The following is a 21,907-nucleotide window of genomic DNA, read 5'->3' as shown; positions in this document are numbered from 1 at the left end:
TCCGTCACCGCCCGGCTATTCCCGGGCGGGCCGCGGTGCGTCAGCCCCGCCCGATGTAGGGCATCGCGGTCGCCATCACCGTCGCGAACTGCACATTGGCCTCCAACGGGAGCGCCGCCATGTGCGCGACCGTACGGGCGACGTCGGCGGCGTCCATCACCGGTTCGATCTCGGTGCGGCCGTTGGCCTGGAGGATCCCGGCCTGCATCCGGCCGGTCATCTCGGTGGCCGCGTTGCCGATGTCGATCTGGCCGCAGGCGATCCGGTACGGACGGCCGTCCAGGGACAGCGACTTGGTGAGGCCGGTCATCGCGTGCTTGGTGGCGGTGTACGCGATCGAGTGCGGCCGGGGCACATGGGCGGAGACGGAGCCGTTGTTGATGATCCGGCCGCCCTGCGGGTCCTGTTCCTTCATCGTCCGGAACGCGGCCTGGGCGCACAGGAAGGCGCCGCCGAGGTTGACGTCGACCACCGCCCGCCAGTCGTCGTAGGAGAGTTCCTCCACCGGGACCGGGGGGCCGAAGGCGCCCGCGTTGTTGAAGAGCAGGTCCAGCCGGCCGAACCGGTCGCGGATCGTGGTGAAGAGGGCGCCGACCTCCTCGGGGCGGGTGACGTCGGTCGGGACGGGCAGCACCGCGGGGCCCTCGATGCCCGCGTACCCGACCTGGCGGGCGGTCTCCTCCAGGGCGTCGGGTCGCCGGCCGGCCAGGACCACCGTCCAGTTGTCGGCGACCAGTGCCAGGGCGACCGCCCGGCCGATGCCCGAACCCGCGCCGGTGACCAGCGCCACCTTGCGGCCCGCCGCGCCGTCCTCCCTGGCCTCCTTCGGCAGCGCGGCCGTCCGCGGGGCCCGGCCCCGAGAGGAGGGCGCCGGGAGCGTCGGCCGGGCCGCGGTCGCGGTACTGCCCACCTGCCCGGCCCGTGCCACCGGTGTCGCCTGTGCCGACCCTGCCCGCTCTGTGTCATATGCCATGCCGGCAGAGTAACGGCGGACGGGGCGCGAACCGGGCGCGAACCGGGCGGCAGTTGACGGCGGGCTTAGGACCAAAGGACTGCGTCCTGGCGCCCCGGGCGGTGTCCGCCGCGTGCCACCATGGTGCCGCCATCACCGACTCATGGAGACGCTCATGACAGAGTCCGGCGCCCCCGCCGCCGAGACCCGGGACGACGCCCCCGGCCAGCCCGCCATATCCGGGCGGGACGCGCCCGCCGCTCCGGTCGCCGCCCGCCGCACCAGCTTGCTCGTCACCCTCGTCCTCGGCGGTCTCACCGCGGTCCCGCCGCTCTCCATGGACATGTACCTGCCGGCCCTGCCGCAGGTCACCGCCGCCCTGCACAGCCCGGCCGCCACCGTCCAACTCACCCTCACCACCTGCCTGGCGGGCATGGCCCTGGGGCAGATGATCGTCGGCCCGATGAGCGACAAGTGGGGCCGCCGCCGGCCGCTGCTCATCGGCATGGTCGTCTACGTGCTCGCCACCGCCCTGTGCGCGCTCGCCACCGACGCCGAACTCCTCATCGCCTTCCGCCTGCTGCAGGGGCTGGCCGGCGCGGCCGGCATCGTCATCGCGCGGGCGGTGGTGCGCGACCTGTACGACGGGGTGGCGATGGCCCGCTTCTTCGCCACGCTGATGCTGATCTCCGGGGTGGCGCCGGTGGTCGCCCCGCTGATCGGCGGCCAGATCCTCCGGGTCACCGACTGGCGCGGCGTCTTCGTCGTGCTGACCGTGGTCGGGGTGCTGCTCACCCTCCTCGTCTGGCGCCGGCTGGACGAGACGCTGCCGCCGGAGCGCCGACAGCCCGGCGGCCTCGGCCCGGCCCTGCGCACCATGCGCGACCTCCTCGCCGACCGGGTCTTCTCCGGCTACCTCCTGGTCGGCGCGTTCGCCTTCGCCGCGCTCTTCGCCTACATCTCCGCCTCGCCGTTCGTCGTCCAGGAGATCTACGGCGCCTCCCCGCAGACCTTCAGCCTGCTCTTCGGCCTGAACTCCGTCGGGCTGGTCGCGGTCGGCCAGGTCAACGGCAAGCTGCTGGTCGGCCGGGTCGGCCTGGACAAGGTCCTCGGCGTCGGCCTGGTGGCGATCGCGCTGGCCGGCGCGGCCCTGCTGCTGATGTCGTCCGGGACCTTCGGGAAGGTCGGGCTGGTGCCCATCGCCGCCGGGCTGTTCGTGCTGATGTCCGCCATGGGCCTGGTCATGCCGAGCACCAACACCCTGGCGCTGCTGCGCACCCCGCACGCGGCCGGCTCCGCCTCCGCGCTGCTGGGCACCTCGACGTTCCTGCTCGGTGCGGTGGCCTCGCCGCTGGTGGGCATCGCCGGCGAACGGACGGCCGTTCCGATGGCCGTCGTGCAACTGTCGTGCGCCGTTCTCGCGCTCGTGAGCTTCCTGGGAATGTGCCGTCCGTGGCAGCGTAAGGAGGAACGCACCGCCGGCGAGAGGAATGGGCTCTGAAAGCACCGAACGCCCCGAGACTGAAGCCCGGCACACCGGCCGCGGCGGGACTGCACCCCGCCTGGATGGATCGGCTGGTCAGCGGCGTGCGGGCACTGCCCGAAGGCCGTCCGCCATGGTGCGCCGGAGCGGTGGTGCTGGCCGGCCGGGGCCCGGTGGTCGCCGCCGAGGCCGCCGCCGGCTGGGCGGTGCGCTACCGCGGCTACGACCCCGAGCGGGACCGCGGCCTGGACCTGCCCCGCGACCTGTGGGAGCCGATGCGGGTGGGCACGGTCTTCGACCTCGCCTCGCTCAGCAAGCTCTTCACCGCGATCGCCGCGGTCCAGCAGGCCGAGCGGGGCCGGCTCGCCCTGGACGCGCCGGTCGCCGCCCACCTGCCGGCCTTCGTCCCCGGCATCACCGTCCGGGACCTGCTCCGGCACACCTCCGGCCTCGCCCCCGAGCTGCCCTTCCACGACCACCGGGGCCGCGCCGACCAACTGGCGCTGCTGTGGGCCGAGGCCGCGGCCCCCTCCGGCGGTCCGTACGGCGCGCACCGCTACTCCGACCTCAACCTCATCGCCCTCCAGCTGCTGCTGGAGCGGCTCACCGGCCGTCCCCTGGACGCCCTGGTCCGTGACGGCATCACCGGTCCGCTGGGCCTGACCAGCACCTGCTACGGCCCGCTGGCGCCGCAGGGGGTGGCCGCCACCGAGGACCAGCGGCGGCCGTGGGCCAAGGCGGACCGGGGCCTGCTGCGCGGCGAGGTGCACGACGAGAACGCCTGGGCGCTCGGCGGCGTCGCCGGGCACGCCGGGGTGTTCTCCACCGCCCAGGACCTGGCCGTGCTGTGCCGGACGCTGCTCAACGGCGGGGCGTACGGCACCGCACGGATCCTCGGCCCGGCCGCGGTCGCCGCCCTGCTCGACCCGCCCGGCCTCGGCTTCGCCGTCGACCAGCCGTACTTCATGGGCGAGCTGGCCGGCCGGGGCGCGGCCGGGCACACCGGGTTCACCGGCACCAGCCTGGTCCTGGACCGCGCCACCGACACCTTCCTGGTGCTGCTCGCCAACACCGTCCACCCCCGGCGCCGGTCGGGCGGCAGCGCGCCGCGGGCCGCGGCGGCCACCCACCTCGCCCGCGCGGTGGCGCACGCCGACCCCTCGGGCCGGTCCTGACCCCGTTCCGGCCCGGCGTGGCCCGGGCCCGGGACCCCCGTAGACTTTCCCGAATGCACGACGAACTGCGCGCCGCCCTGGCGGGCCTGCTCGACGGCCTGCCGCCCAAGCAGGCCGCGCAGGCCGTCGAGCGGCTGATCGCCAACTACCGTGGCCGCACCCCCACCGACGCCCCGGTGCTCCGGGACCGCGGCGATGTCGCCGCCTACGCCGCCTATCGGATGCCGGCCACCTTCGAGGCGGTGCGGGCCGCGCTGACCGCCTTCGCCGCCCGCGTCCCCGACTGGTCCCCGGCCACCCACGTCGACGTCGGCGGCGGGACCGGCGCGGCCACCTGGGCCACCGCCGCCACCTGGGACGGCCCGCGCAGCACGGTCCTGGACTGGGCGCAGCCCGCACTCGACCTGGGCCGCGAACTGGCCGGCGGGATCCTGCCGGACGTCACCTGGCGACGGCAGTCCCTCGGCGAGGGCCTCACCCTCCCCGAGGACACCGACCTGGTCACCGTCTCCTACGTGCTGGGCGAGCTGCGTCCGGAGGACCGTCGCGCGGTGGTCGGCGCGGCCGCTGCCGCCCGGTCCGTGGTCCTGATCGAACCGGGCACCCCCGAGGGCTATCTGCGGATCTGCGAAGCCCGTGAGCAGCTGGTCGCCGCCGGGCTGCGGATCGTCGCGCCGTGCCCGCACAGCGCCGCCTGCCCGGTCGTCCCGGGGGAAGACTGGTGTCACTTCTCCGCCCGGGTCAGCCGCTCCTCGCTGCACCGTCAGGTCAAGGGCGGCTCCCTGGCCTACGAGGACGAGAAGTTCAGCTATGTGGCCGCCACCCGCCTCCCGGCCGAGCCGGCCGCGGCGCGGGTCGTCCGCAGGCCGCAGATCCGCAAGGGCCAGGTGCTGCTGGACCTGTGCACCGCGGACGACGCCCTGCGCCGGGACACCGTCACCAAGCGGCACGGCGCCGCCTACCGCGAGGCCCGCGACGCGGCCTGGGGCGACGCCTGGCCGCACTGAACCGAGGTCGGCTGCGGGGGCGCGTCCGCCCGCCGCCCCCGGCTCGATCGAGACGACCCGTCTCGTTGAGACGATACGTCTCGCCTCTCCTCGTTACACTCCCGCCCATGGCCAACAAAGCAGCCCCCGACGCTCCCCCTGGCTCCGCCGGGGGCACCCCCACCCGCCGCTACAGCGAACGCTCCCGCCAGGCGATCTTCGAGGCCGCCCTCGCCCTGGTCGGCGAGGTCGGCTACGAGAAGCTCACCATCGAAGGCATCGCCGCCCGCGCCGGCGTCGGCAAGCAGACCATCTACCGCTGGTGGCCCTCCAAGGCCGCCGTCCTCCTCGACGCCTTCGGCTCCGCCGCCGACGCCTACGAGCACGAGGGACTCCCCGACACCGGCGACCTCGCCGCCGACCTCAAGGCCGTTCTGCGCGCCACCGTCGACGAGTTCAACGACGCGGCCTGGCAGGCCCCCTACCGTGCCCTGGTCGCGGCCGGCACCAACGACGAGGAGCTCTCCCGCAGCTTCGTCGGCCGCCTGATGGAACCGGGCATCCGCCTCTACGTCGAGCGGCTGCGCGCCGCCCGGGAGGCCGGCGAACTGGACCCGGACGTCGACCTCCGGATCGGCGCCGAGATGCTGCTGAGTCCCTTCTCACAGCGTTGGCTGATGCGCACCGGGGAGCTGACCCACGCCTTCGTCGACACCCTCGTCGACCAGGTGCTCCGCGGTCTGCGCCGGCGCGACTGACGCCCGGGGCGGCGGGCGGCGTTGGCGTGAAATGCCCTGTTCGCCCGTACCGCGTTCACCCCGGATCCGCACACCGGTCACCTGGCGCCCAGGATGGTGGCAGCATTGACCCCAGACCACCGCTCGAAGTGAGGGGATTGATGGAACGCAAGAGCAGGTTCTCCCAGTGGCTGCGCCGGCCGAGGAGCGGATCGGGCGGCGATACGGACACGGGATCGGCGGCCGCGCGCGGCCGCGAGGACCTGCTGATGGCGGCGGTGGACGCGGGTTTCCCGGTCGCCCCCGCCGCCCACCCCTCCGGCTACGGCTGTTCCTGTGAGCGCATCGGCTGTCCCACCCCCGGCCGCCACCCCGTCTCCTTCGGCTGGCAGACCGTCGCCACCACCGACCGCGACAAGGTCGCCGCCTGGGTCCGCACCCTCCCGCAGGCCAACTTCATCACCGCCACCGGCATGGCCCACGACGTCCTCGACGTCCCCGTCGAGGCCGGCCGCAGCGCCCTCGGCCGGCTGGAGGCGGCCGGCGTCGACGTCGGCCCGGTCAGCCTCAGCGGCGCCGGCTTCGGCGACGGCCGGATGCTGTTCTTCACCGCCACCCGCGGCACCCCCGACGACGAGGACGAGTGGTGGCCGTGCGAGCTGGACTGCCATCCCGAGACCCTCGACGAGCATCCCGGCTTCCGCTGGCACTGCCGCGGCAGCTACGTCCTCCTGCCGCCGTCCGCCCTCCCCGGCGACCAGCCGGCGGTGACCTGGCTGCGCGGCCCCGAGCTTCCGCTGCCGGACCCGCTGACGCTGCTGGAGACCCTCACCGACGCCTGCGCCGCGTTCGTCGACCACGAAGCGGACCACGAGACGGCGGCCTGGCCGATCGGCCGCTGACCCGCCCCCGGCAGCGGAAAAGGGCCGCCGGTCGCCCGACGGCCCCTCACTCCCGCGCACGCGCCGCTCGTCCGGCGGCGCCCGCCCCATCCTCTAGAGCGCCTTCGCCGCGGTCTTCGCCTCGATCCGGTTGAGCACCGTGATCTTGCCGCCGGCGCTCTTCGCCGGGACCGTGACCGCCTGGCCCGACACCGTCGTGAACGCCATCCGCATGGTCTTCTTCATCGGCCCCTCCACGATCCCGCGCAGCTCCGGCGGCACCGTGATCATCAGGCCCTGGGAGACCGTCTTCTGCTGGTGGTAGACGGTCGAGAAGAACACCAGCGCCCCGCCGTCGGTGGTCCGCAGTGCCACCGGCGGCAGATCCGACGCCTGGTCCTCCCACTGGATGCGCGCCCCGGGCTGGTTGGCGCCCTGGGCCCGCCGGGCCCGCCACTGGTCGGTCTCCTGGCCCGGCGCGAAGTCGCCCTTACCGGTGCTGAGATAGTCCACGTACGCCTGGCTCAGTTTGCCCGGATCGACGGTCAGCCCCGACGAGCCGTCCAGCGGCACCGGCTCCGCGTAGCCGCCGGTGACCTTCAGCTCCGGGGCGTTGTTGCCGGGGAACGTCGCGAGGTACGTCGCCCGCCACTTCGCGCGGATGCTGTCCCGGCTGAACACCAGGAACCAGCGGGTGTTCTCGCCGCTGCGGTCCCGGCGGTTGCTGAGCCCGTCCCCGATGAAGAACCGCGGCCAGCCCTTCTGCTTGGGCACGGTGAAGTGCGTGTCCGTGAACGAGAGCGGGTTGAAGTGGGGGTTGCCGTTGGGGCGGACGCCGTGTGCGGCCTTTATCTGCGCCTGGTCGATGGCGAGCAGCGCGCCGGACTCGATCGAGGTGTTCACCGTCGGATCCAGTGTGCGGTTGGCCTTGTTGAAGCCGTCGGTGAACTGCTTGAGCGCCTTGGCGGCGTCGGCCTGCGACACCGCGGGCAGCACCTCGCGCTCGCCGTGCACCGTCATGCATCCGCTCAGCATGACCAGCGCGGCGGCGGCCGACGTCACTGCTGCGGGCACCCGGAACGGCGACCTGCGTGTCATGGGGCTCGGGCTCCTTCGGGGCGACCGGGGCGACCGGGGCGGACGGACGGCCGCCGGGGTGGCACGGATTCGGCGCAACCATACCCGGTGGCCGACGGCGTACGCGGGGGTCGGGGGGCGTTCGCCCTCGCGCGGGCCCGAGGGGCGGGGCCCGCGGCGGGCGGTGCCCAGGCGGCGGCGGACAATGCGGGGGTGAACGAACGAAGCGAAGCGCACCGGCCCGGCACCGCCGCCCGCGTGGACCTGCTGCGGGTCTTCTGCGGACCGGACGGCGGCGGGGGCAACCCGCTGGCCGTCGTCCTGGACGGCGCCGCCCTTCCCGGCCGGGCCGATCGGGCTGCCCTCGCCGCCGAACTGGGCTACAGCGAAACGGTGTTCCTCGATCCGCCCGGTGCGCGCACCGGCTCCACTGGAGCGGCTGACGCCGCGCTCGACATCGGCGACGACCCGGCCGCCGGCGCCGTGGACATCCACACCCCCAGCGTCCGCCTGCCGTTCGCCGGGCACCCCCTGGTCGGTCTCGCCTGGCTGCTGCGGAGTTCGGGTCGGCCGGTGCGGTCGCTGCGCCCGCCGGCCGGCGAGGTGGCCGTCCGTCACGACGGCGACCTCACCTGGGTGCGGGCCCGCGCCGAGTGGGTCACCGCGCGCCGCACCGAGCGCCACGGCTCGGCCGCCGAGGTCGACGCGCTGCCCGCGCCACCGCCCGGCGACGGCTGGCTCTACGCCTGGGCCTGGCAGGACGAGGCGGCGGGCACGGTCCGCGCCCGGGGCTTCCCCCGGCGCGGCGACAACGTTGTGGAGGACGAGGCCACCGGCGCCGCCGCCCTTCTGCTGACGCATCAGCTGGGCCGCCCCCTGGACATCCGTCAGGGGGCCGGCTCGCAGTTGTTCACCCGGCCCCTTCCGGACGGGACGATCGAGATCGGCGGCCGGGTGCGCGCCGGGGTGCCGCAGGCGCCGTGAACGACGCCCCTCACGCGGTGCGCGGGAACTCCTCGCCCAACTCCCGGAAGACCGCGCTGTTCAGCGCGAACGCGCGCTTGCACTCGTCGATCACGCGCTGCTTCTCCAGGTCGTCCAGCGGCAGCCCGTCCAGCAGTTCGCGGTATTCGCGCTTGAAGGCGGCGGGGTTGCCGATGCCCTCGAAGACGTAGAACCGGACGCCGTCGCCCTTGCGCGCGAAGCCCCAGGTCTTCTCGGCCGTGCCGCGGATGATCTGGCCGCCGGAGAGATCGCCGAGGTAGCGGGTGTAGTGGTGGGCGACATAGCCGGCCGGCCAGTCGCGGGCGCAGTCGGCTATGCGCTCGGCGTAGGCGGCGGTGGCCGGCAGCGGCGCCAGGCCGGCGCGCCAGTCCGGGCCGCCGAGGTGGGCCAGATCGCGCTCCAGCTCGACGGTGCGGGCCAGCTCCGGGCGGAGGAAGGGGCCCGCGACCCGGTCCGCGGCGAGCTCCTGCGGGACGTCCTCCAGCGCGCGGTAGACGAACCACAACTGCTCGGTGTAGCGCCGGTAGGCGGCGACGCCGAGCTCGCCGCCCAGCAGGTGGCTCATGAACGCGGAGTTCTCGGCCTCGGTGTGCTGCTCGTGCGAGGCCGTGCGGATGGCCGTCGAGAACGACGGGGTCGGGCTGGACGCTTCCAAGGCGGACCTCCGGAGGCCGGGAGAGCGCGGACAGGGGCGGAGCGCGCGGTGCGGTCAGGGAACAGGCCGACGGGCGCGCGCAGCCGTCAGGTTAGGGTTACCTAACTACGCAGGGCGGTCCCTGGTCAACCTGTTCCCGACAGCCTGTCGGTAAAAACGCTACTCCCGTCCGGATCAGGGCAGCGTAAGAATTTCCGTCCCGGTCTCGGTGACCACCAGGGTGTGCTCGAACTGCGCGGTCCGCCTCCGGTCCTTGGTGACCACGGTCCAGCCGTCCTCCCACATGTCGTACTCGTACGTGCCCAGCGTCAGCATCGGCTCGATGGTGAAGGTCATGCCGGGCTTGATGTCGGTGGTGTGGTGCGGGCTGTCGTAGTGCGGGACGATCAGGCCGGAGTGGAAGGACGAGTTGATGCCGTGCCCGGTGAAGTCGCGGACCACGCCGTAGCCGAAGCGCTTGGCGTAGGACTCGATGACCCGGCCGATGATGTTGATCTGGCGGCCCGGCCGGACGGACTTGATCGCGCGGTTGAGCGCCTCCCGGGTGCGCTCCACCAGCAGCCGCGAGTCCTCGTCCACGTCACCGCACAGGTACGTGGCGTTGTTGTCGCCGTGCACGCCGTGGATGTACGCGGTCACGTCCAGGTTCACGATGTCGCCGTCCTTGAGGACGGTCGAGTCGGGGATGCCGTGGCAGATGACCTCGTTGACCGAGGAGCACAGGGACTTGGGGAAGCCGCGGTAGCCGAGCGTGGACGGGTACGCGCCGTGGTCGCACATGAACTCGTGGGCGACCCGGTCCAGTTCGTCGGTGGTCACGCCGGGCGCGATGTGCTTGGCGGCTTCCGCCATCGCCTGGGCGGCGATCCGGCCGGCGATCCGCATCCGCTCGATCGTTTCGGCGTCCTGCACCTCCGGTCCCGTATAGGGCGTGGGCGCGGCCTTCCCGACGTACTCGGGGCGCGCGATCGAGGCGGGGACGTGGCGGGTGGGGGAGATGCTCCCCGGGACAAGAAGCGACTGGCCAGACATGCCAGCGAGTGTATCCGCGGGCCGTCGGGCAGGATGGTGGCACGGGAGTCACGCACAGGAGGCGGCAATGGCGCTGTTCAAGCGGCGGACGGTCGGCAAGCCCGGCGAGTGGTTCTACTGCCTGGAGCACCGCACGGTCGAGGAGGGGCCCCAGTGCCGCGCCGCCGACCGCTTCGGCCCGTATGCCACCCGCGAGGAGGCGGCGCACGCCATGGAGACCGCACGCGAGCGGAATCTGGAGTGGGAGACCGACCCCCGGTGGCACGACATGGGCAAGGGTGACAAGGGCGGCAAGGGCGAGGGGGACGAGACGCCCTAGGTGTGCTGTCCCGGGACGCCCGGGGCGTGTCCGACCGACGGTTCGGGGTCGGGCCGCGGCTCACCAGCGCGGGGGCGGCGGGGCCGCCAGCGCCTCGGCGAGGCGGGCCAGGCGGTCGCGGAACCTTCGGTGGTGCCACGGCCCGGGCCGGCTGTTCTCGCCGGCGGCGGCGCTGACCAGGTGCTGGACGGTGTCCAGGTCGAGGTCCGGGGGCCGCGGCGGATCCGGGGCGGCCGTCCCGTCGCCCGGTGGTGGCGCGGCGATCAGCGCGTCGTGGGCCAGGGCGTGCAGATCGCGGTCGCCGGAGTCCAGGGCGAGCACCGTGGCGCCGTTGCGGCGCGCGTCGTGCACCTTCTCCAGCAGCCCGGCGTCCGGCGACTCCGGCGTCACCACCAGCAGCGTCGCACCGCGCCCGGCCGCCGCCAGCCGGCCCGGACCCACCGCGAGGTGCGCGGGCGCCCCGGCCGGGACCCGGTGACGGACCAGGGTCGGCGACAGCTCCGGCAGCCCCGACCAGGCCGCCTCGTCGTCCAGGTGGGCGGCCAGGTGCCAGGGCTCGTAGCCGGCGCTGCCGACCAGCAGCAGACCGCCGCCGTGCGGGGCGACGGCGGCCCGCAGCGAACCGGCGAAGCGGCGGGTGGCCTCGATCCACTCGGTCCCGGCCAGGACCTCGCGCAACAGGGCGACGCGTACGGCATCCATGGCGCGGCATGGTGCCGCACGGACGGGCCCCGAGGGGGCCGGGTGCGGTGGGTATCACCCGTTCGGGGCATCCGTTGCCGACCCGGCTCCGGTGGTGTAAGGGGCGCCGCCCGTCTCACGGGGCGGGCAGCAGCCCCGCCTCGGTCAGCCGACGTCCCACCTCTGCGACCGACTCCTCGCTCAGCGGGAGCTGCGGCACGGCCGTGTCGCGGCAGGCGATCACGCCGAGCAGTCGGAGCGCCGCCTTGAAGCCGCCGAGCGCCGAGGAGCCGCGGCCCATCTCGTCCTCCGGGCCGGTGTCGGTGAGGTCGAAGAGGCGGACCAGCCGCTCCTGCTCGGCGGTCGCCCGGGGCCAGTCGCCGGCGCGGGCGGCGTCGTAGAGCCGGACGTAGCCGGTCGGGTCGATGTTGCCCAGGCCCGGGACGACGCCGTCCGCGCCCGCCAACAGTGCGGCGTCCGCGGTGAGTTCGGAGCCGCTGAGGACGGCGAACGCCGGCGCGGGGCCGGTGCGCCGGGCGGTGCGGCCGCCGAGCGCGACCAGCAGCCGGCGCAGCGTCCCGTCGTCGCCGCTGGAGTCCTTGAGCCCGGCCAGGGTGCCGTCCTCGGCCAGTTCGCGGATCAGGGCCGGGGAGAGCTTGCTGTGCACGGACACCGGGATGTCGTAGGCGATCAGCGGCCGGCCGGTGGCGGTGCGCAGGTGCCGGAAGTGGGCGGCGATCTCGCGGGGGTGGGTGCGGGCGTAGAAGGGGGCGGTGGCGACCAGGGCGTCGGCGCCGAGTGCGACGGCGGTCCGGGCGTGCTCCAGGACGCGGGCGGTGGTGGTGTCGATGACCCCGGCGAGGACCGGGACCCGGCCGGCGGTGGCGGTGACCACCGTCTCCAGGACCGTGGCGCGCTGATGGTTGGTCAGATAGGCCGCCTCGCCGGTGGATCCCAGGGCGAACAGGCCGTGGACGCCGGCGTCGAGGAGGCGGCCGACCAGGCGGGTGAGGGAGGCGGTGTCGACCTCGCCGTGCGGGTCGAGCGGGGTGCAGACCGGAGGGATGACGCCGTGCAGCGGGGCGGTGAGTGCCATGGGGGCTCCAAGGGCTGCTCTGAGCTGGGACATCAGACATGGGATGTCCGATATCGCGGTTCACAATAGGCATGCGTGCAGGCACCCGGTCAAGGACTTCCGCCCCGGAACGGGCCGAACGGGGCGGCGGCGCGCGGCACATGAGGTGCGCGAGACGGAAGAGGGCGATGAGGATGGCGCGAGGGACGATGTCCGAGGACGTCCAGGCACGGATCAAGCAGCTGATCCTGGACCGCGGGTTGACGCCGGGCGATCCGCTGCCCACGGAGACCGAGCTGGTCGCCATGCTCGACGTCAGCCGCAACTCGGTGCGCGAGGCGCTCAAGGCGCTCCAGGCCATGCGGATCGTCGAGATCCGGCACGGCTTCGGCACCTACGTCGGCGCGCTCACCCTCGAACCGTTCGTCGAGGGCGTCGCCTTCCGGGCCGCGGTCCGCCACCATCAGGGGGAGTCCAGCCTGTACGAGCTGATGGAGGTCCGGGAGGCCCTGGAGGCGGGGCTGATCGGCACGGTGGCGCGCGGCCTGCCGGCCGAGGACCTCGCGGTCCTCAAGGGGCTGGTGCAGCGGATGGCCGAGGAGGCGCGCGGCGGCGAGGTGCTCAGCGCCACCGACCGGGCCTTCCACCTCGCGCTGTACCGGTCGCTCGGCAACCACCTGCTGAGCGAGGTGCTGGACGCGTTCTGGGCGGCGCTGCGCCGGGTCCGCGAGGACCTCGCCGACGTCCGGCCGGACCCGGAGGTGACCTACCGTCAGCACGCGGAGATCGTCGACGCCCTGGAGGCGGGCGACGGGGAGCGGGCGGTCGCGGCGATGCACCGGCACTTCGACGGCATCCGGCGCCGGCTGACCGCGTAGCCGCCGGCCGGGAACCGGGCGCCCCGGCGCCGGCCGCGGGGGCGTCGGGGTACCGGTTTTTGTCGCGATCATCCCATTCACCGGGATTTCACCCCGCGTCGGTGGTGCCGTTGCCGACACGAAAAAGCGTCATGTGCCGTGCCTTGACGGGCAGTTGGGCCCTTCTTATCGTCCGCAGGACAAGGGACGTCCTACGTCCTGGCCCGGCGGAGGGGGACCCGTGACGTACGAGAGCGCAGACAGCCCCCGCGGCGGCGTCCGCCGGAGAGCGGTCCTGGGCGGTGCGGCCGCGGCCGCCGCCGGCCTCGCGCTCGCCGGCTGCGGCGACGACGGCGACGCGCCCCGGGAACGGAGGAAGGGGCAGAAGATCACCCTCACCTTCTGGTCCTGGGTGCCGGGCATCGACCGCCCCGTGGACCTGTGGAACCGCACGCACCCCGAGGTCCAGGTCAAGGTCGAGAAGGTGTCGGCGGTCAACGGCGAGCAGTACGCCAAGATGCACGCCGCCGTCAAGGCCGGCAACCCGCCCGACCTGGGCCAGATCGAGTTCCCGGTGATCCCCGGCTTCCTTCTCGACGGCGGACTGCGCGACCTCGCCCCGCTCGGCGCCGCCCGGCACCGCGACGCGTTCTTCGCCTGGCAGTGGCGCCAGTCCGTCTTCGGCTCCGGGATCTACGCCATCCCGCAGGCCAGCGGCCCGATGGGGCTGTTCGTCCGGCAGGACCTCTTCGACCGGTGGGGCATCCCGGTACCGCGCACATGGGACGCGTACGAGGCCGCGGCCGAGGAGGTCCGCCGGCACGGCGCCTGGATCGAGACCTTCGCCCCGACCAACGGCAACCGCTTCGCCGGCCTGGCCTGGCAGGCCGGCGCCAAGTGGTACGCCACCCACGGCGACACCTGGGTGGTGCACCTCGACGACGCCCCCACCCGTCGGGTCGCCGACTACTGGGAGCAACTGGTCCGCAGGAAGCTCGTCAAGACCATCCCGGACCGCCGGGACGCCTGGTACAAGGACATCCAGACCGGCGCCATCCCGGCCTGGGTGGGCGCCAGTTGGGGCGACGCCCTGCTGGCCGGCAACGCGCCCGGCACCAAGGGGAAGTGGCGGGCCGCCCCGCTGCCCCAGTGGCAGCCCGGCGGCCGGGCGTACGCCAACTGGGGCGGCTCCACCACCGCCGTCTTCGCCAAGGCGAGCTACCCCAAGGACGCCCTGGACTTCGCCGTCTGGCTCAACACCGACCCGGGGTCGATCGCCCTGCTCCTCCAGGGCGGCTACGGCTTCCCCAGCGCCAAGGCCGGCTACACCGCCACCGCCCTCGACGCCGACAAGGACTTCTTCGGCGGCCAGCCGTACAGCAGGGTCTTCGCCGACGCCGGGGCGCACGTGGACACCAGCTGGCAGTGGGGGCCGGGCGTGGACACCCTCTTCCAGCGGCTCGGGGACGCCTTCACCGACGCGCTCGCCGACGGCAGTTCGTTCCGCTCGGTGCTGACGAAGGTGCAGCGTCAGACCGTCTCCGACCTGCGGGACAAGGGGCTGAAGGCGGAGAGCGGCCGGTGAGCGGGCACAGCGGGCTCCCGGCCGGCGCGGCCACCGCGCGACGCCCGCGCCGGGCCGGGCGCCCCGGTGGCCGCGACGCCCGGGCCGCGGCCGGTTTCGTGCTGCCCTTCCTCGCCGTCTTCGCCCTGTGCTACCTCGCCCCGGTCTGCTACGCCGTGTGGACCAGCCTGCGGCGCACCCGACGCACCGGGCCGCTCGGCCTGGGCACCGAGCACGACGCCTTCGCCGGCCTCGCCAACTACGCCCAGGCGCTCGCCGACGACCGGTTCCTGACCGGGTTCGGCCGGGTGCTGCTCTTCGGCGTCGTGCAGATCCCGCTGATGACGGTGCTCGCCACCGCGCTGGCGCTGCTCCTGGAGAGCGCCGCCGCCCGCTGGGTCACCTTCTTCCGCAGCGCCTTCTTCCTGCCCTACGGGGTGCCCGGGGTGATCGCCTCGATCCTGTGGGGCTTCCTCTACGTCCCCGGCCTCAGCCCACTGGTGCGGATCGCCCAGGAGGTCGGCTGGAACGTCGACTTCCTCTCCCGCGGCAGTGTGCTGTGGTCCGTCGCCAACATCGTCACCTGGCAGTTCACCGGCTACACCATGCTGGTGCTGATCGCCCAGCTGAAGTCCGTCCCCGGCGAGCTGTACGAGGCGGCGCGGATCGACGGCGCGAGCGCCTGGCAGGTGGCCCGGTACGTCAAGCTCCCGCTGCTCCGCCCGGCGCTGGTGCTCACCACCGTCTTCAGCATCATCGGCACCCTCCAGCTGTTCGCCGAGCCGATGGTGCTGCGCCCGCTCACCTCCTCCATCGACTCCGGCTACACCCCCAACCTGCACGCCTACAGCGAGGCGTTCGTCGGCAACAACCAGCACCGGGCGGCGGCCGAGGCGGTGCTGCTGGCGCTGGTGGCGTGCGCGGCCTCGTTCGGCTTCCTGCGGCTGGTCGGCGGGCGCGGGAAGGAGCGCGGATGACCCCGTTCCCCCGGCGGACGCGGACCGGAGCGGCGATGCCGACCCGGGCCCCCGTGCGGCACCGGATCATCATCGGTGCCCTCCTGGCCACCGCCGCCCTCTACTTCCTCGCGCCCGTCTACTGGCTGGTCGTCTCGGCCACCAAGAACAGCGCCGACCTCTTCGGCACCTTCGGCTTCTGGTTCTCCGACCATCCGCGGCCCCTGCGGTACCTCACCGACGTGCTCACCTACGACCACGGCGTCTACGCCCGCTGGTTCGCCAACTCCCTGCTCTACGCCGGCGTCGGCGCGGTCTGCGCCACCCTGCTGTCCGCCGCGGCGGGCTATGCGCTGGCCAAGTTCCCCTTCCGGGGGCGGGAGACGGTCTTCGGCCTGGTGCTGGCCGGGGTGCTGATCCCGAGCACCGCGCTGGCCCTGCCGCTGTACTTCCTCTTCAGCGCGCTGGGCCTGGCGAACACCTACGCGGCGGTGCTGATCCCCAGTGTGGTCAGCCCGTTCGGGGTCTACCTGTGCCGGATCTACGCGGCCGCCGCGGTGCCCGACTCGCTGCTGGAGGCGGCCCGGATCGACGGCGCGGGCGAGGCGCGGATCTTCGCCGGGCTGGGGCTGCGGCTGATGGGCCCGGCGCTGGTGACCGTCTTCCTGTTCCAGTTCGTGCACATCTGGAACAACTACTTCCTACCGCTGGTGATGCTCTCCGACTCCGGCCTCTACCCGGTCCAACTGGGGCTGACCACCTGGATCGGCTACGCCGACCGGCAGCCGGTGCTCTACCAGTACACGGTCGGCGGCGCGCTGCTGTCGGTGCTGCCGCTGATGGTCCTGATGACGGTGCTCCAGCGGTACTGGCGCACCGGTTTGACCGAGGGGAGCGTCAAGGCGTGACCGCGCGGCCGGTACCGGGACGGGGCGTGACAGGATCGCTGTCATGACTACTTCCGACGCTGCTGCGACCCCGTCCGCCACCCCGGCGGAGACCACGGCCGGGACCCCGGCCACGGCCGCCAAGCCCGCCGCCCGCGACCCCTGGGACCTGCCCGACGTCTCCGGTCTGGTGATCGGCGTCCTCGGCGGCACCGGTGACCAGGGCCGTGGCCTGGCCTACCGGTTCGCCCGGGCCGGCCACAAGGTGATCATCGGTTCCCGGGCCGCCGAGCGCGCCCGGGCCGCCGCGGACGAGCCCCAGCTGAGCAGCCTGGGCGTCGAGGGCGCCGCCAACGCCGACTGCGCCCGGCGCAGCGACGTGGTCATCGTCGCAGTGCCCTGGGAAGGCCACGCCAAGACGCTGGAGGCGCTGCGCGAGGAGCTGGCCGGCAAGCTGGTGATCGACTGCGTCAACCCGCTCGGCTTCGACAAGCAGGGCGCCTACGCGCTCAAGCCCGAGGAGGGCAGCGCCGCCGAACAGGCCGCCGCCCTGCTGCCGGACTCCCGGGTCACCGCCGCCTTCCACCACCTCTCCGCCGTCCTGCTCCAGGACCCCGAGATCGCCGAGATCGACACCGATGTGATGGTGCTCGGCGAGCGCCGCGCCGACACCGACGTGGTGCAGGCGCTGACCGCCCGCATCCCCGGCATGCGCGGCGTCTTCGCCGGCCGGCTGCGCAACGCCCACCAGGTCGAGTCGCTGGTCGCCAACCTGATCTCGGTCAACCGCCGCTACAAGGCGCACGCCGGGCTCCGGGTCACCGACGTCTGAGCCGACCCCTCACCGACGCCGGGGCCGGAGCGGGGGGGGGGGGAGGGGGCGGCGGGGCACCGCGGGGCGTAAGGGACACTGGAACGGACCGTACGACCCGACAGGAGCCGACCCCATGCCCTCCCTGCCCCCGCCCGGACCGGACCGGCGCCTCGCCACCCTCGCCCTCGCCGTCTGCCTGCTGGCCGTCGCCGCGGCGGTCGTGTCCTTCGTCGAGGGCAGTTTCGTGGGCATCGTGTGGATCCTGCTGGCCGGCGTCTCCAGCAACATGGCGTGGTTCTACGTCCGCAAGGCGAAGCTGGAGCGGGCCCGCCGGGCCGCGGCCTCCGGCTGACCCGCCGGGTCGGCGCTACCCCGCGGCGCCGATCTGCGGCACCTGCGGCTCGCCCTGCCAGAAGCGGAAGAACTCCTGCCCCCAGTAGCTGTCCCAGGCCGACACGCCCAGCCCTCGCAGGACGCTGTGCACCAGCTCGAAGAAGACCTGGCCGACCTCCGGCACCCACAGCAGCCCGAAGACCGCCAGCATGCCGAACGGCGCGTACGGCGCGATGCCCCGCCGCACCCGGTCCGACAGCCACGGCTCGATCACGCCGTAGCCGTCCAGCCCCGGCACCGGGAGGAAGTTCAAGATCGCCGCGGTCACCTGGAGCAGCGCCAGGAACGCCAGCGCGTAGCGGAACGCGTCCGGGATCCCGTCCGCGGCGTGCAGCCAGAACGGCGCGCTGACCACCACGGCGAACAGCACGTTCGTCAGCGGCCCGGCCGCCGAGACCAGGCTGTGCCGCCAGCGGCCCCGGATCCGGCCGCGCTCGATGAACACCGCACCGCCCGGCAGCCCGATCCCGCCCATCAGCAGGAAGAGCACCGGCAGCACGATGCTCAGCAGCGCGTGCGAGTAGACGAACGGGTTGAGGGTCAGATAGCCCTTGCCGCCCACCGTGACGTCGCCGCCGTGCAGCGCGGTGCGGGCGTGCGCGTACTCGTGCAGGCACAGCGACACCACCCAGCCGGCGGTCACGAACAGGAAGACCGCGAAGCCGGTGCTGGCCGCGAGCGTCCCGCTCCACACGGCCCAGCCGGAGACCGCCAGGACGGCGACGAGCGCGAGGAAGACCGGGCTGACGCGGCGGTCGGCGCGCGGGATTGCGGTGGTCATCGGTAGGGGACTCCCAGGGGGTGGGTCGCGGTCGGGGATCCGGGCCACGGGCCGCGGCGGGCCGCCCCGACCGTATCCGCGGCGCGGGCGACCGCGCACGGGCCGGGTCGGATGCGCCCCGGTCCCGGAAACGTCGTGCGGTACCCGGAGAGTTCCGCCGGTGACCGACAATGGCCCGGTGCGCTACGGAATTCTCGGCACCACCCAGGCCGGCCTGGCCGACGGCACCCCCGTCGCCCTGGGCGGTGCCCGGCTGCGCGCCCTGCTCGCCGCGCTCGCGCTGCGCCCCGGCCGGGCGCTGCTCGCGGACGCCCTGATCACCGACGTCTGGGGCATGGACCCGCCGGCCGACGCGCCCGGCGCCCTCCAGGCGCTGGTCAGCCGGCTGCGCCGCGCCCTGGGCCGGTCCGCGATCGCCTCCGTGGCCGGCGGCTATCTGCTGTGCGCCGAGCCGGACGCGGTCGACCTGCACCGCTTCGAGCGGCTGACGGCGGAGGGCGGCCGGGCGCTGGACGCCGCCGACCCGGGCCGCGCCGCCGCCCTGCTCGACGAGGCGCTGGCCCTCTGGCGCGGCCCGGCCCTCGCCGACCTGCCCGACGCGGCCGTCGAGGCGGCCCGCGCCGAGAGCCGCCGGCTGGACGCCCTGCGCACCCGCTTCGCCGCCGACCTGGCCCTGGGCCGGGCCGCCCGGGCGCTGCCCTCCCTGGCGGTGCTGTGCCAGGACCACCCGTTGGACGAGCCCCTCCAGGCGCTGCGGCTGCGCGCCCTGCGCGACGCGGGCCGGACCGCCCAGGCGCTCGCCGCGTACGAGGAGATACGCACCGGCCTCGCCGACCGCCTGGGCGCCGACCCGGGCCCGGAGCTGCGCGCCCTGCACGCCGAGCTGCTCCGACCGGACCGCACGGCGGTGCCGGCGGCCCCGGTCGTCCCCGCGGTCCCGGCGGCTCCGGCGGTGGCCGCCGACGTGCTCACCGCCCCCGCCGGGCCGGGCGCCCCCGCCGCGCCCGCCCGGCCCGGGAACCTCCGCGCCCGGCTGACCTCCTTCGTCGGCCGGGAGCACGACCTGGCCGCGCTCCGCGCCGACCTCGCCGGGCACCGGCTGGTGACGCTGCTGGGGCCGGGCGGCGCCGGCAAGACCCGGCTGTCCCAGGAGGGCGCCGAGACCGCCGCGGCCGCCCTGCCGGATGCCTGGCCGCACGGCGTCTGGCTGGCCGAGCTGGCGCCGGTGGACGATCCGCGGACCGTGCCCGAGGCGGTGCTGACCGCGCTCGGGGCCCGCGAGACCGTCGTCCGCAGCACCACCGCCGAGGGGCTGCGGGCCGCCGCCGACCACGCCGTCCGCGACCCGCACGCCCGGCTCGCCGAACACTGCGCCGGCCGCCGGATGCTGCTGGTGCTGGACAACTGCGAGCATGTGATCGGCGCCGCCGCGGAGCTCGCCGAGCGGCTGCTGACCGCCTGCCCGGGCGTGACCGTGCTGGCCACCAGCCGGGAGCCGCTGGCCGTACCGGGCGAGGTGCTGCGGCCGGTGGAGCCGCTGCCCGACCCGGTCGCCCTGCGGCTGCTCGCCGACCGCGGGGCCGCCGCCCGCCCCGGTTTCCGCGTCGACGCCGACGAGGAGACCGCGGTGGCCTGCGCCGAGATCTGCCGCCGGCTGGACGGGCTGCCGCTGGCGATCGAACTCGCCGCCGCCCGGCTCCGCATGATGACGCCTCGCCAGATCGCCGATCGGCTCGACGACCGCTTCCGGCTGCTGACCAGCGGCAGCCGCACGCTGCTGCCGCGTCAGCAGACCCTGCGCGCGGTGGTGGACTGGTCCTGGGACCTCACCGACGAGCCCGAACGGGCGGTGCTGCGGCGGCTGTCGGTGTTCGCCGGGGGCTGCGACCTGGCCGCCGCGGAGGAGGTCTGCGCGGGCGGCGGCGTCGCCGCCGTCGAGGTCGCCGGGCTGCTCGGCTCGCTGATCGACAAGTCGCTGGTGGTCGCGGCCCCGGACGTCCCCGGGCCCGCCGGCGGGCCCGCGGGCCAGATGCGCTACCGGCTGCTGGAGACCGTCGCCGAGTACGCCGGCGAGCGGCTGGACGAGGCCGCGGAACGGGCCGACGCCGAGCGCCGCCACCTGGTCTGCTACCGCGAACTGGCCCGCACCGCCGACCCGTTGCTGCGCGGCCCCCGGCAGCGCGCCGCGATCGACCGGCTGGAACGGGAGCACGACAACCTGCGCACCGCGCTGCGCCGGGCCGTCGCCGCCGGCGACGAGCACGAGGCGCTGTGCCTGGTGCTCTCGCTCCAGTGGTTCTGGTCCCTGCGCGACCACCGCCGCGACGCCCACACCTGGTCCCTCGCCGTCGGCGCCCTGGGCCCCAGCCCGTTCGCCCCGCCCGTCGCCCCCGCCCCCGACCTGCACGAGCGGCCCATCGACGCACCCCCGCCGATGGACCCCGAGCAGTTCGCGGAGGCCCGTCGCCAGGTCCGGCTGGTGGCGCTGTCCACCCTGGACAGCGACATGGAGGCGCTGCGCAGCCCTCAGATGCAGGAGGAGCTGTCCGGGATCATCGCCGCCTACCGGGGCGGGATGCCGCAGACCTGCAAGGTGCCCGGGGTGCTGTGGTACTTCGCGGTGCTGCTCACCGGCCGGTGGGAGAACCTGACCGGGCTCCTCGACGACGCGGTCGAGGCGTGCCGCGGCTACGGCTACGACTGGGAGCTGGCCTACGTCCTCCAGCTGCGCTCCAGGGTGCTCAACGACCGCCGCGGCAGGCTGGACCAGGCGACCCGGGACGCCGACGAGGCACTGCGGATCTTCCTCGGGCTGGGCGACGCCTGGGGCGCGTCCGAGGCGCTGGCCGGCCGCGGCGAGACCGCCGAGAAGCGCGGCGAGTACGAGGCCGCGGCGCGCGACTTCAAGGCCGCGATGGCGCAGGCCGAGGAGTTGGGCGCGCACGGCCAGACCCTGATGCTGCGCGCCCGGCTGGGCGGCGTGATGACCGAGGTCGGCCGGCCGGAGGAGGGCGAGCGGATGCTGCGGGAGGTGCTGGCCGATGCGCAGGACCGCAACAGCGGCCGGGACGCGGTGCCGTTCACCCGCATGGCGCTGGCCGTGCAGCTGTCGCTCACCGGGCGCACCCAGGAGGCCCGCCGGGAACTCCTCCTCGTGCGGGAGGCGTTCGCCTCGTACGGCCCGGAGCTCTTCCTGGGGCTGCTGGACGGCCTGTTGGTCGCGTTGGACGTGGACGAGGGGCAGCACGGGGCGGAGCTCCTCCCACGGCTCCGTCAGGCGCTGGAACTGACCCGGGACCCGCTGACGGAGATGGTCGACCCGGATCTGCCGGTGGTGCAGCTGCTGACCGGCGCCCGGGTGCTGGTGGCGGTCCGCGGCGCGGCCGGGGCCCGGGACGCGGCGCGGCTGATCGGTGCGTTCGACGCCCTGCGGGCCGGCGCGCTGGTGCCGGCGCTGTCCATCCGCGAGGGCCGGTCCCGCGCCGAGGCGGCCGTCCGCGCGCTGCTGGCCGACCCGGACTACACGGCCGCCCACGCCGAGGGCGGCGGGCTCTCGCTCGACGAGGCCGCCGCCCTCCTCTGACGCGGGCCGGGCGG

At 74.5% G+C, this 21,907-nt stretch carries 21 protein-coding genes; 14 read left to right on the top strand and 7 right to left on the bottom strand.

Annotated features, from left to right (window positions below; translation table 11 throughout):
* Positions 1 to 40 precede the first annotated feature (40 nt).
* Positions 41 to 973 carry an SDR family oxidoreductase gene (locus JNO44_RS14715; protein WP_235093169.1) on the bottom strand — a complete coding sequence of 311 codons (933 nt, stop codon included), beginning with the start codon at positions 971 to 973 and terminating at the stop codon, positions 41 to 43.
* A gap of 154 nt (positions 974 to 1,127) precedes the next feature.
* Between JNO44_RS14715 and JNO44_RS14710 the strand changes: the two genes are divergently transcribed.
* From JNO44_RS14710 to JNO44_RS14690, 5 genes are all read left to right on the top strand, one after another.
* Complete coding sequence (locus JNO44_RS14710) at positions 1,128 to 2,453, top strand: multidrug effflux MFS transporter (protein ID WP_205364529.1); 1,326 nt, start codon at positions 1,128 to 1,130, stop codon at positions 2,451 to 2,453.
* Between the two features lie 65 nt (positions 2,454 to 2,518).
* Positions 2,519 to 3,610 carry a serine hydrolase domain-containing protein gene (locus tag JNO44_RS14705; RefSeq protein ID WP_240167541.1) on the top strand — a complete coding sequence of 364 codons (1,092 nt, stop codon included), beginning with the start codon at positions 2,519 to 2,521 and terminating at the stop codon, positions 3,608 to 3,610.
* 53 nt (positions 3,611 to 3,663) lie between these two features.
* Positions 3,664 to 4,617, top strand: coding sequence for a small ribosomal subunit Rsm22 family protein (locus tag JNO44_RS14700; RefSeq protein ID WP_205364528.1), 954 nt, complete (start codon positions 3,664 to 3,666; stop codon positions 4,615 to 4,617).
* Between the two features lie 107 nt (positions 4,618 to 4,724).
* Positions 4,725 to 5,354, top strand: coding sequence for a TetR/AcrR family transcriptional regulator (locus tag JNO44_RS14695; protein ID WP_039637077.1), 630 nt, complete (start codon positions 4,725 to 4,727; stop codon positions 5,352 to 5,354).
* A 140-nt stretch (positions 5,355 to 5,494) separates the two neighbouring features.
* The gene (locus JNO44_RS14690) at positions 5,495 to 6,235 is read left to right on the top strand and encodes a bifunctional DNA primase/polymerase (RefSeq protein ID WP_205364527.1); all 741 of its coding nucleotides are present in this window, start codon (positions 5,495 to 5,497) and stop codon (positions 6,233 to 6,235) included.
* 93 nt (positions 6,236 to 6,328) lie between these two features.
* Here the strand turns inward: JNO44_RS14690 and JNO44_RS14685 are convergent, their stop codons facing one another.
* Entirely contained in the window at positions 6,329 to 7,312 is a 984-nt protein-coding gene (locus tag JNO44_RS14685) for an SCO2278 family lipoprotein (protein ID WP_235093164.1), read from the bottom strand.
* A 192-nt stretch (positions 7,313 to 7,504) separates the two neighbouring features.
* Here JNO44_RS14685 and JNO44_RS14680 point away from each other — a divergent pair, with 192 nt between their 5' ends.
* On the top strand, positions 7,505 to 8,275 hold the full coding sequence (locus tag JNO44_RS14680; RefSeq protein WP_240167540.1) for a PhzF family phenazine biosynthesis protein: 771 nt from the start codon (positions 7,505 to 7,507) through the stop codon (positions 8,273 to 8,275).
* A gap of 10 nt (positions 8,276 to 8,285) precedes the next feature.
* Here the strand turns inward: JNO44_RS14680 and JNO44_RS14675 are convergent, their stop codons facing one another.
* Both JNO44_RS14675 and map read right to left on the bottom strand, forming a co-directional pair.
* Positions 8,286 to 8,951, bottom strand: a complete 666-nt coding sequence (locus tag JNO44_RS14675; RefSeq protein ID WP_205364526.1) for a biliverdin-producing heme oxygenase — start codon at positions 8,949 to 8,951, stop codon at positions 8,286 to 8,288.
* Positions 8,952 to 9,125: 174 nt separating this feature from the next.
* A complete protein-coding gene (gene map, locus JNO44_RS14670; protein ID WP_205364524.1) occupies positions 9,126 to 9,983 on the bottom strand; it encodes a type I methionyl aminopeptidase in 858 nt (285 codons plus the stop codon).
* Positions 9,984 to 10,050: 67 nt separating this feature from the next.
* Between map and JNO44_RS14665 the strand changes: the two genes are divergently transcribed.
* Entirely contained in the window at positions 10,051 to 10,302 is a 252-nt protein-coding gene (locus JNO44_RS14665) for a hypothetical protein (RefSeq protein ID WP_205364522.1), read from the top strand.
* Between the two features lie 60 nt (positions 10,303 to 10,362).
* On the opposite strand, the gene JNO44_RS14660 is transcribed toward JNO44_RS14665, so the two are convergent.
* Together JNO44_RS14660 and JNO44_RS14655 are read right to left on the bottom strand one after the other, a co-directional pair.
* Entirely contained in the window at positions 10,363 to 11,004 is a 642-nt protein-coding gene (locus JNO44_RS14660; protein ID WP_205364520.1) for a hypothetical protein, read from the bottom strand.
* A gap of 115 nt (positions 11,005 to 11,119) precedes the next feature.
* Positions 11,120 to 12,079: a dihydrodipicolinate synthase family protein gene (locus JNO44_RS14655; RefSeq protein WP_205364518.1), complete on the bottom strand. Its 960-nt coding sequence runs from the start codon at positions 12,077 to 12,079 to the stop codon at positions 11,120 to 11,122.
* 173 nt (positions 12,080 to 12,252) lie between these two features.
* Here JNO44_RS14655 and JNO44_RS14650 point away from each other — a divergent pair, with 173 nt between their 5' ends.
* The 6 genes from JNO44_RS14650 to JNO44_RS14625 all read left to right on the top strand — a co-directional run bounded on the left by JNO44_RS14650 (position 12,253) and on the right by JNO44_RS14625 (position 17,488).
* On the top strand, positions 12,253 to 12,936 hold the full coding sequence (locus JNO44_RS14650) for a FadR/GntR family transcriptional regulator (protein ID WP_039641802.1): 684 nt from the start codon (positions 12,253 to 12,255) through the stop codon (positions 12,934 to 12,936).
* Positions 12,937 to 13,156: 220 nt separating this feature from the next.
* Entirely contained in the window at positions 13,157 to 14,500 is a 1,344-nt protein-coding gene (locus tag JNO44_RS14645; protein WP_205364516.1) for an ABC transporter substrate-binding protein, read from the top strand.
* Positions 14,497 to 15,456 carry a carbohydrate ABC transporter permease gene (locus JNO44_RS14640; RefSeq protein WP_205364514.1) on the top strand — a complete coding sequence of 320 codons (960 nt, stop codon included), beginning with the start codon at positions 14,497 to 14,499 and terminating at the stop codon, positions 15,454 to 15,456. The genes JNO44_RS14645 and JNO44_RS14640 overlap by 4 nt, the downstream gene beginning before the upstream one ends.
* The gene (locus JNO44_RS14635; RefSeq protein WP_420882644.1) at positions 15,453 to 16,343 is read left to right on the top strand and encodes a carbohydrate ABC transporter permease; all 891 of its coding nucleotides are present in this window, start codon (positions 15,453 to 15,455) and stop codon (positions 16,341 to 16,343) included. The genes JNO44_RS14640 and JNO44_RS14635 overlap by 4 nt, the downstream gene beginning before the upstream one ends.
* 43 nt (positions 16,344 to 16,386) lie before the next feature.
* Complete coding sequence (gene npdG, locus JNO44_RS14630) at positions 16,387 to 17,154, top strand: NADPH-dependent F420 reductase (RefSeq protein WP_205364513.1); 768 nt, start codon at positions 16,387 to 16,389, stop codon at positions 17,152 to 17,154.
* Between the two features lie 115 nt (positions 17,155 to 17,269).
* Positions 17,270 to 17,488: a hypothetical protein gene (locus JNO44_RS14625; protein ID WP_073447868.1), complete on the top strand. Its 219-nt coding sequence runs from the start codon at positions 17,270 to 17,272 to the stop codon at positions 17,486 to 17,488.
* A gap of 15 nt (positions 17,489 to 17,503) precedes the next feature.
* Here JNO44_RS14625 and JNO44_RS14620 read toward each other — a convergent pair whose 3' ends face one another.
* Positions 17,504 to 18,310: a site-2 protease family protein gene (locus JNO44_RS14620; RefSeq protein ID WP_205364512.1), complete on the bottom strand. Its 807-nt coding sequence runs from the start codon at positions 18,308 to 18,310 to the stop codon at positions 17,504 to 17,506.
* A 178-nt stretch (positions 18,311 to 18,488) separates the two neighbouring features.
* Between JNO44_RS14620 and JNO44_RS14615 the strand changes: the two genes are divergently transcribed.
* Entirely contained in the window at positions 18,489 to 21,893 is a 3,405-nt protein-coding gene (locus JNO44_RS14615; RefSeq protein ID WP_205369814.1) for an AfsR/SARP family transcriptional regulator, read from the top strand.
* Positions 21,894 to 21,907 lie beyond the last annotated feature (14 nt).

The organism is Streptomyces noursei, from assembly GCF_016917755.1.
GTDB lineage: Bacteria > Actinomycetota > Actinomycetes > Streptomycetales > Streptomycetaceae > Streptomyces > Streptomyces yunnanensis.
This window is presented reverse-complemented; position numbering and strand designations above follow the sequence as displayed.

Bases quoted from the DNA above. Each gene is read 5' to 3' on its own strand.
- JNO44_RS14685 (WP_235093164.1), bottom strand. From the start codon at position 7,312: ATGACACGCAGGTCGCCGTTCCGGGTGCCCGCAGCAGTGACGTCGGCC.
- JNO44_RS14715 (WP_235093169.1), bottom strand. From the start codon at position 973: ATGGCATATGACACAGAGCGGGCAGGGTCGGCACAGGCGACACCGGTG.
- JNO44_RS14700 (WP_205364528.1), top strand. From the start codon at position 3,664: ATGCACGACGAACTGCGCGCCGCCCTGGCGGGCCTGCTCGACGGCCTG.
- JNO44_RS14660 (WP_205364520.1), bottom strand. From the start codon at position 11,004: ATGGATGCCGTACGCGTCGCCCTGTTGCGCGAGGTCCTGGCCGGGACC.
- JNO44_RS14655 (WP_205364518.1), bottom strand. From the start codon at position 12,079: ATGGCACTCACCGCCCCGCTGCACGGCGTCATCCCTCCGGTCTGCACC.
- JNO44_RS14705 (WP_240167541.1), top strand. From the start codon at position 2,519: ATGGATCGGCTGGTCAGCGGCGTGCGGGCACTGCCCGAAGGCCGTCCG.
- JNO44_RS14620 (WP_205364512.1), bottom strand. From the start codon at position 18,310: ATGACCACCGCAATCCCGCGCGCCGACCGCCGCGTCAGCCCGGTCTTC.
- JNO44_RS14650 (WP_039641802.1), top strand. From the start codon at position 12,253: ATGGCGCGAGGGACGATGTCCGAGGACGTCCAGGCACGGATCAAGCAG.
- map (WP_205364524.1), bottom strand. From the start codon at position 9,983: ATGTCTGGCCAGTCGCTTCTTGTCCCGGGGAGCATCTCCCCCACCCGC.
- JNO44_RS14625 (WP_073447868.1), top strand. From the start codon at position 17,270: ATGCCCTCCCTGCCCCCGCCCGGACCGGACCGGCGCCTCGCCACCCTC.
- JNO44_RS14690 (WP_205364527.1), top strand. From the start codon at position 5,495: ATGGAACGCAAGAGCAGGTTCTCCCAGTGGCTGCGCCGGCCGAGGAGC.
- JNO44_RS14635 (WP_420882644.1), top strand. From the start codon at position 15,453: ATGACCCCGTTCCCCCGGCGGACGCGGACCGGAGCGGCGATGCCGACC.
- JNO44_RS14665 (WP_205364522.1), top strand. From the start codon at position 10,051: ATGGCGCTGTTCAAGCGGCGGACGGTCGGCAAGCCCGGCGAGTGGTTC.
- JNO44_RS14695 (WP_039637077.1), top strand. From the start codon at position 4,725: ATGGCCAACAAAGCAGCCCCCGACGCTCCCCCTGGCTCCGCCGGGGGC.
- npdG (WP_205364513.1), top strand. From the start codon at position 16,387: ATGACTACTTCCGACGCTGCTGCGACCCCGTCCGCCACCCCGGCGGAG.
- JNO44_RS14710 (WP_205364529.1), top strand. From the start codon at position 1,128: ATGACAGAGTCCGGCGCCCCCGCCGCCGAGACCCGGGACGACGCCCCC.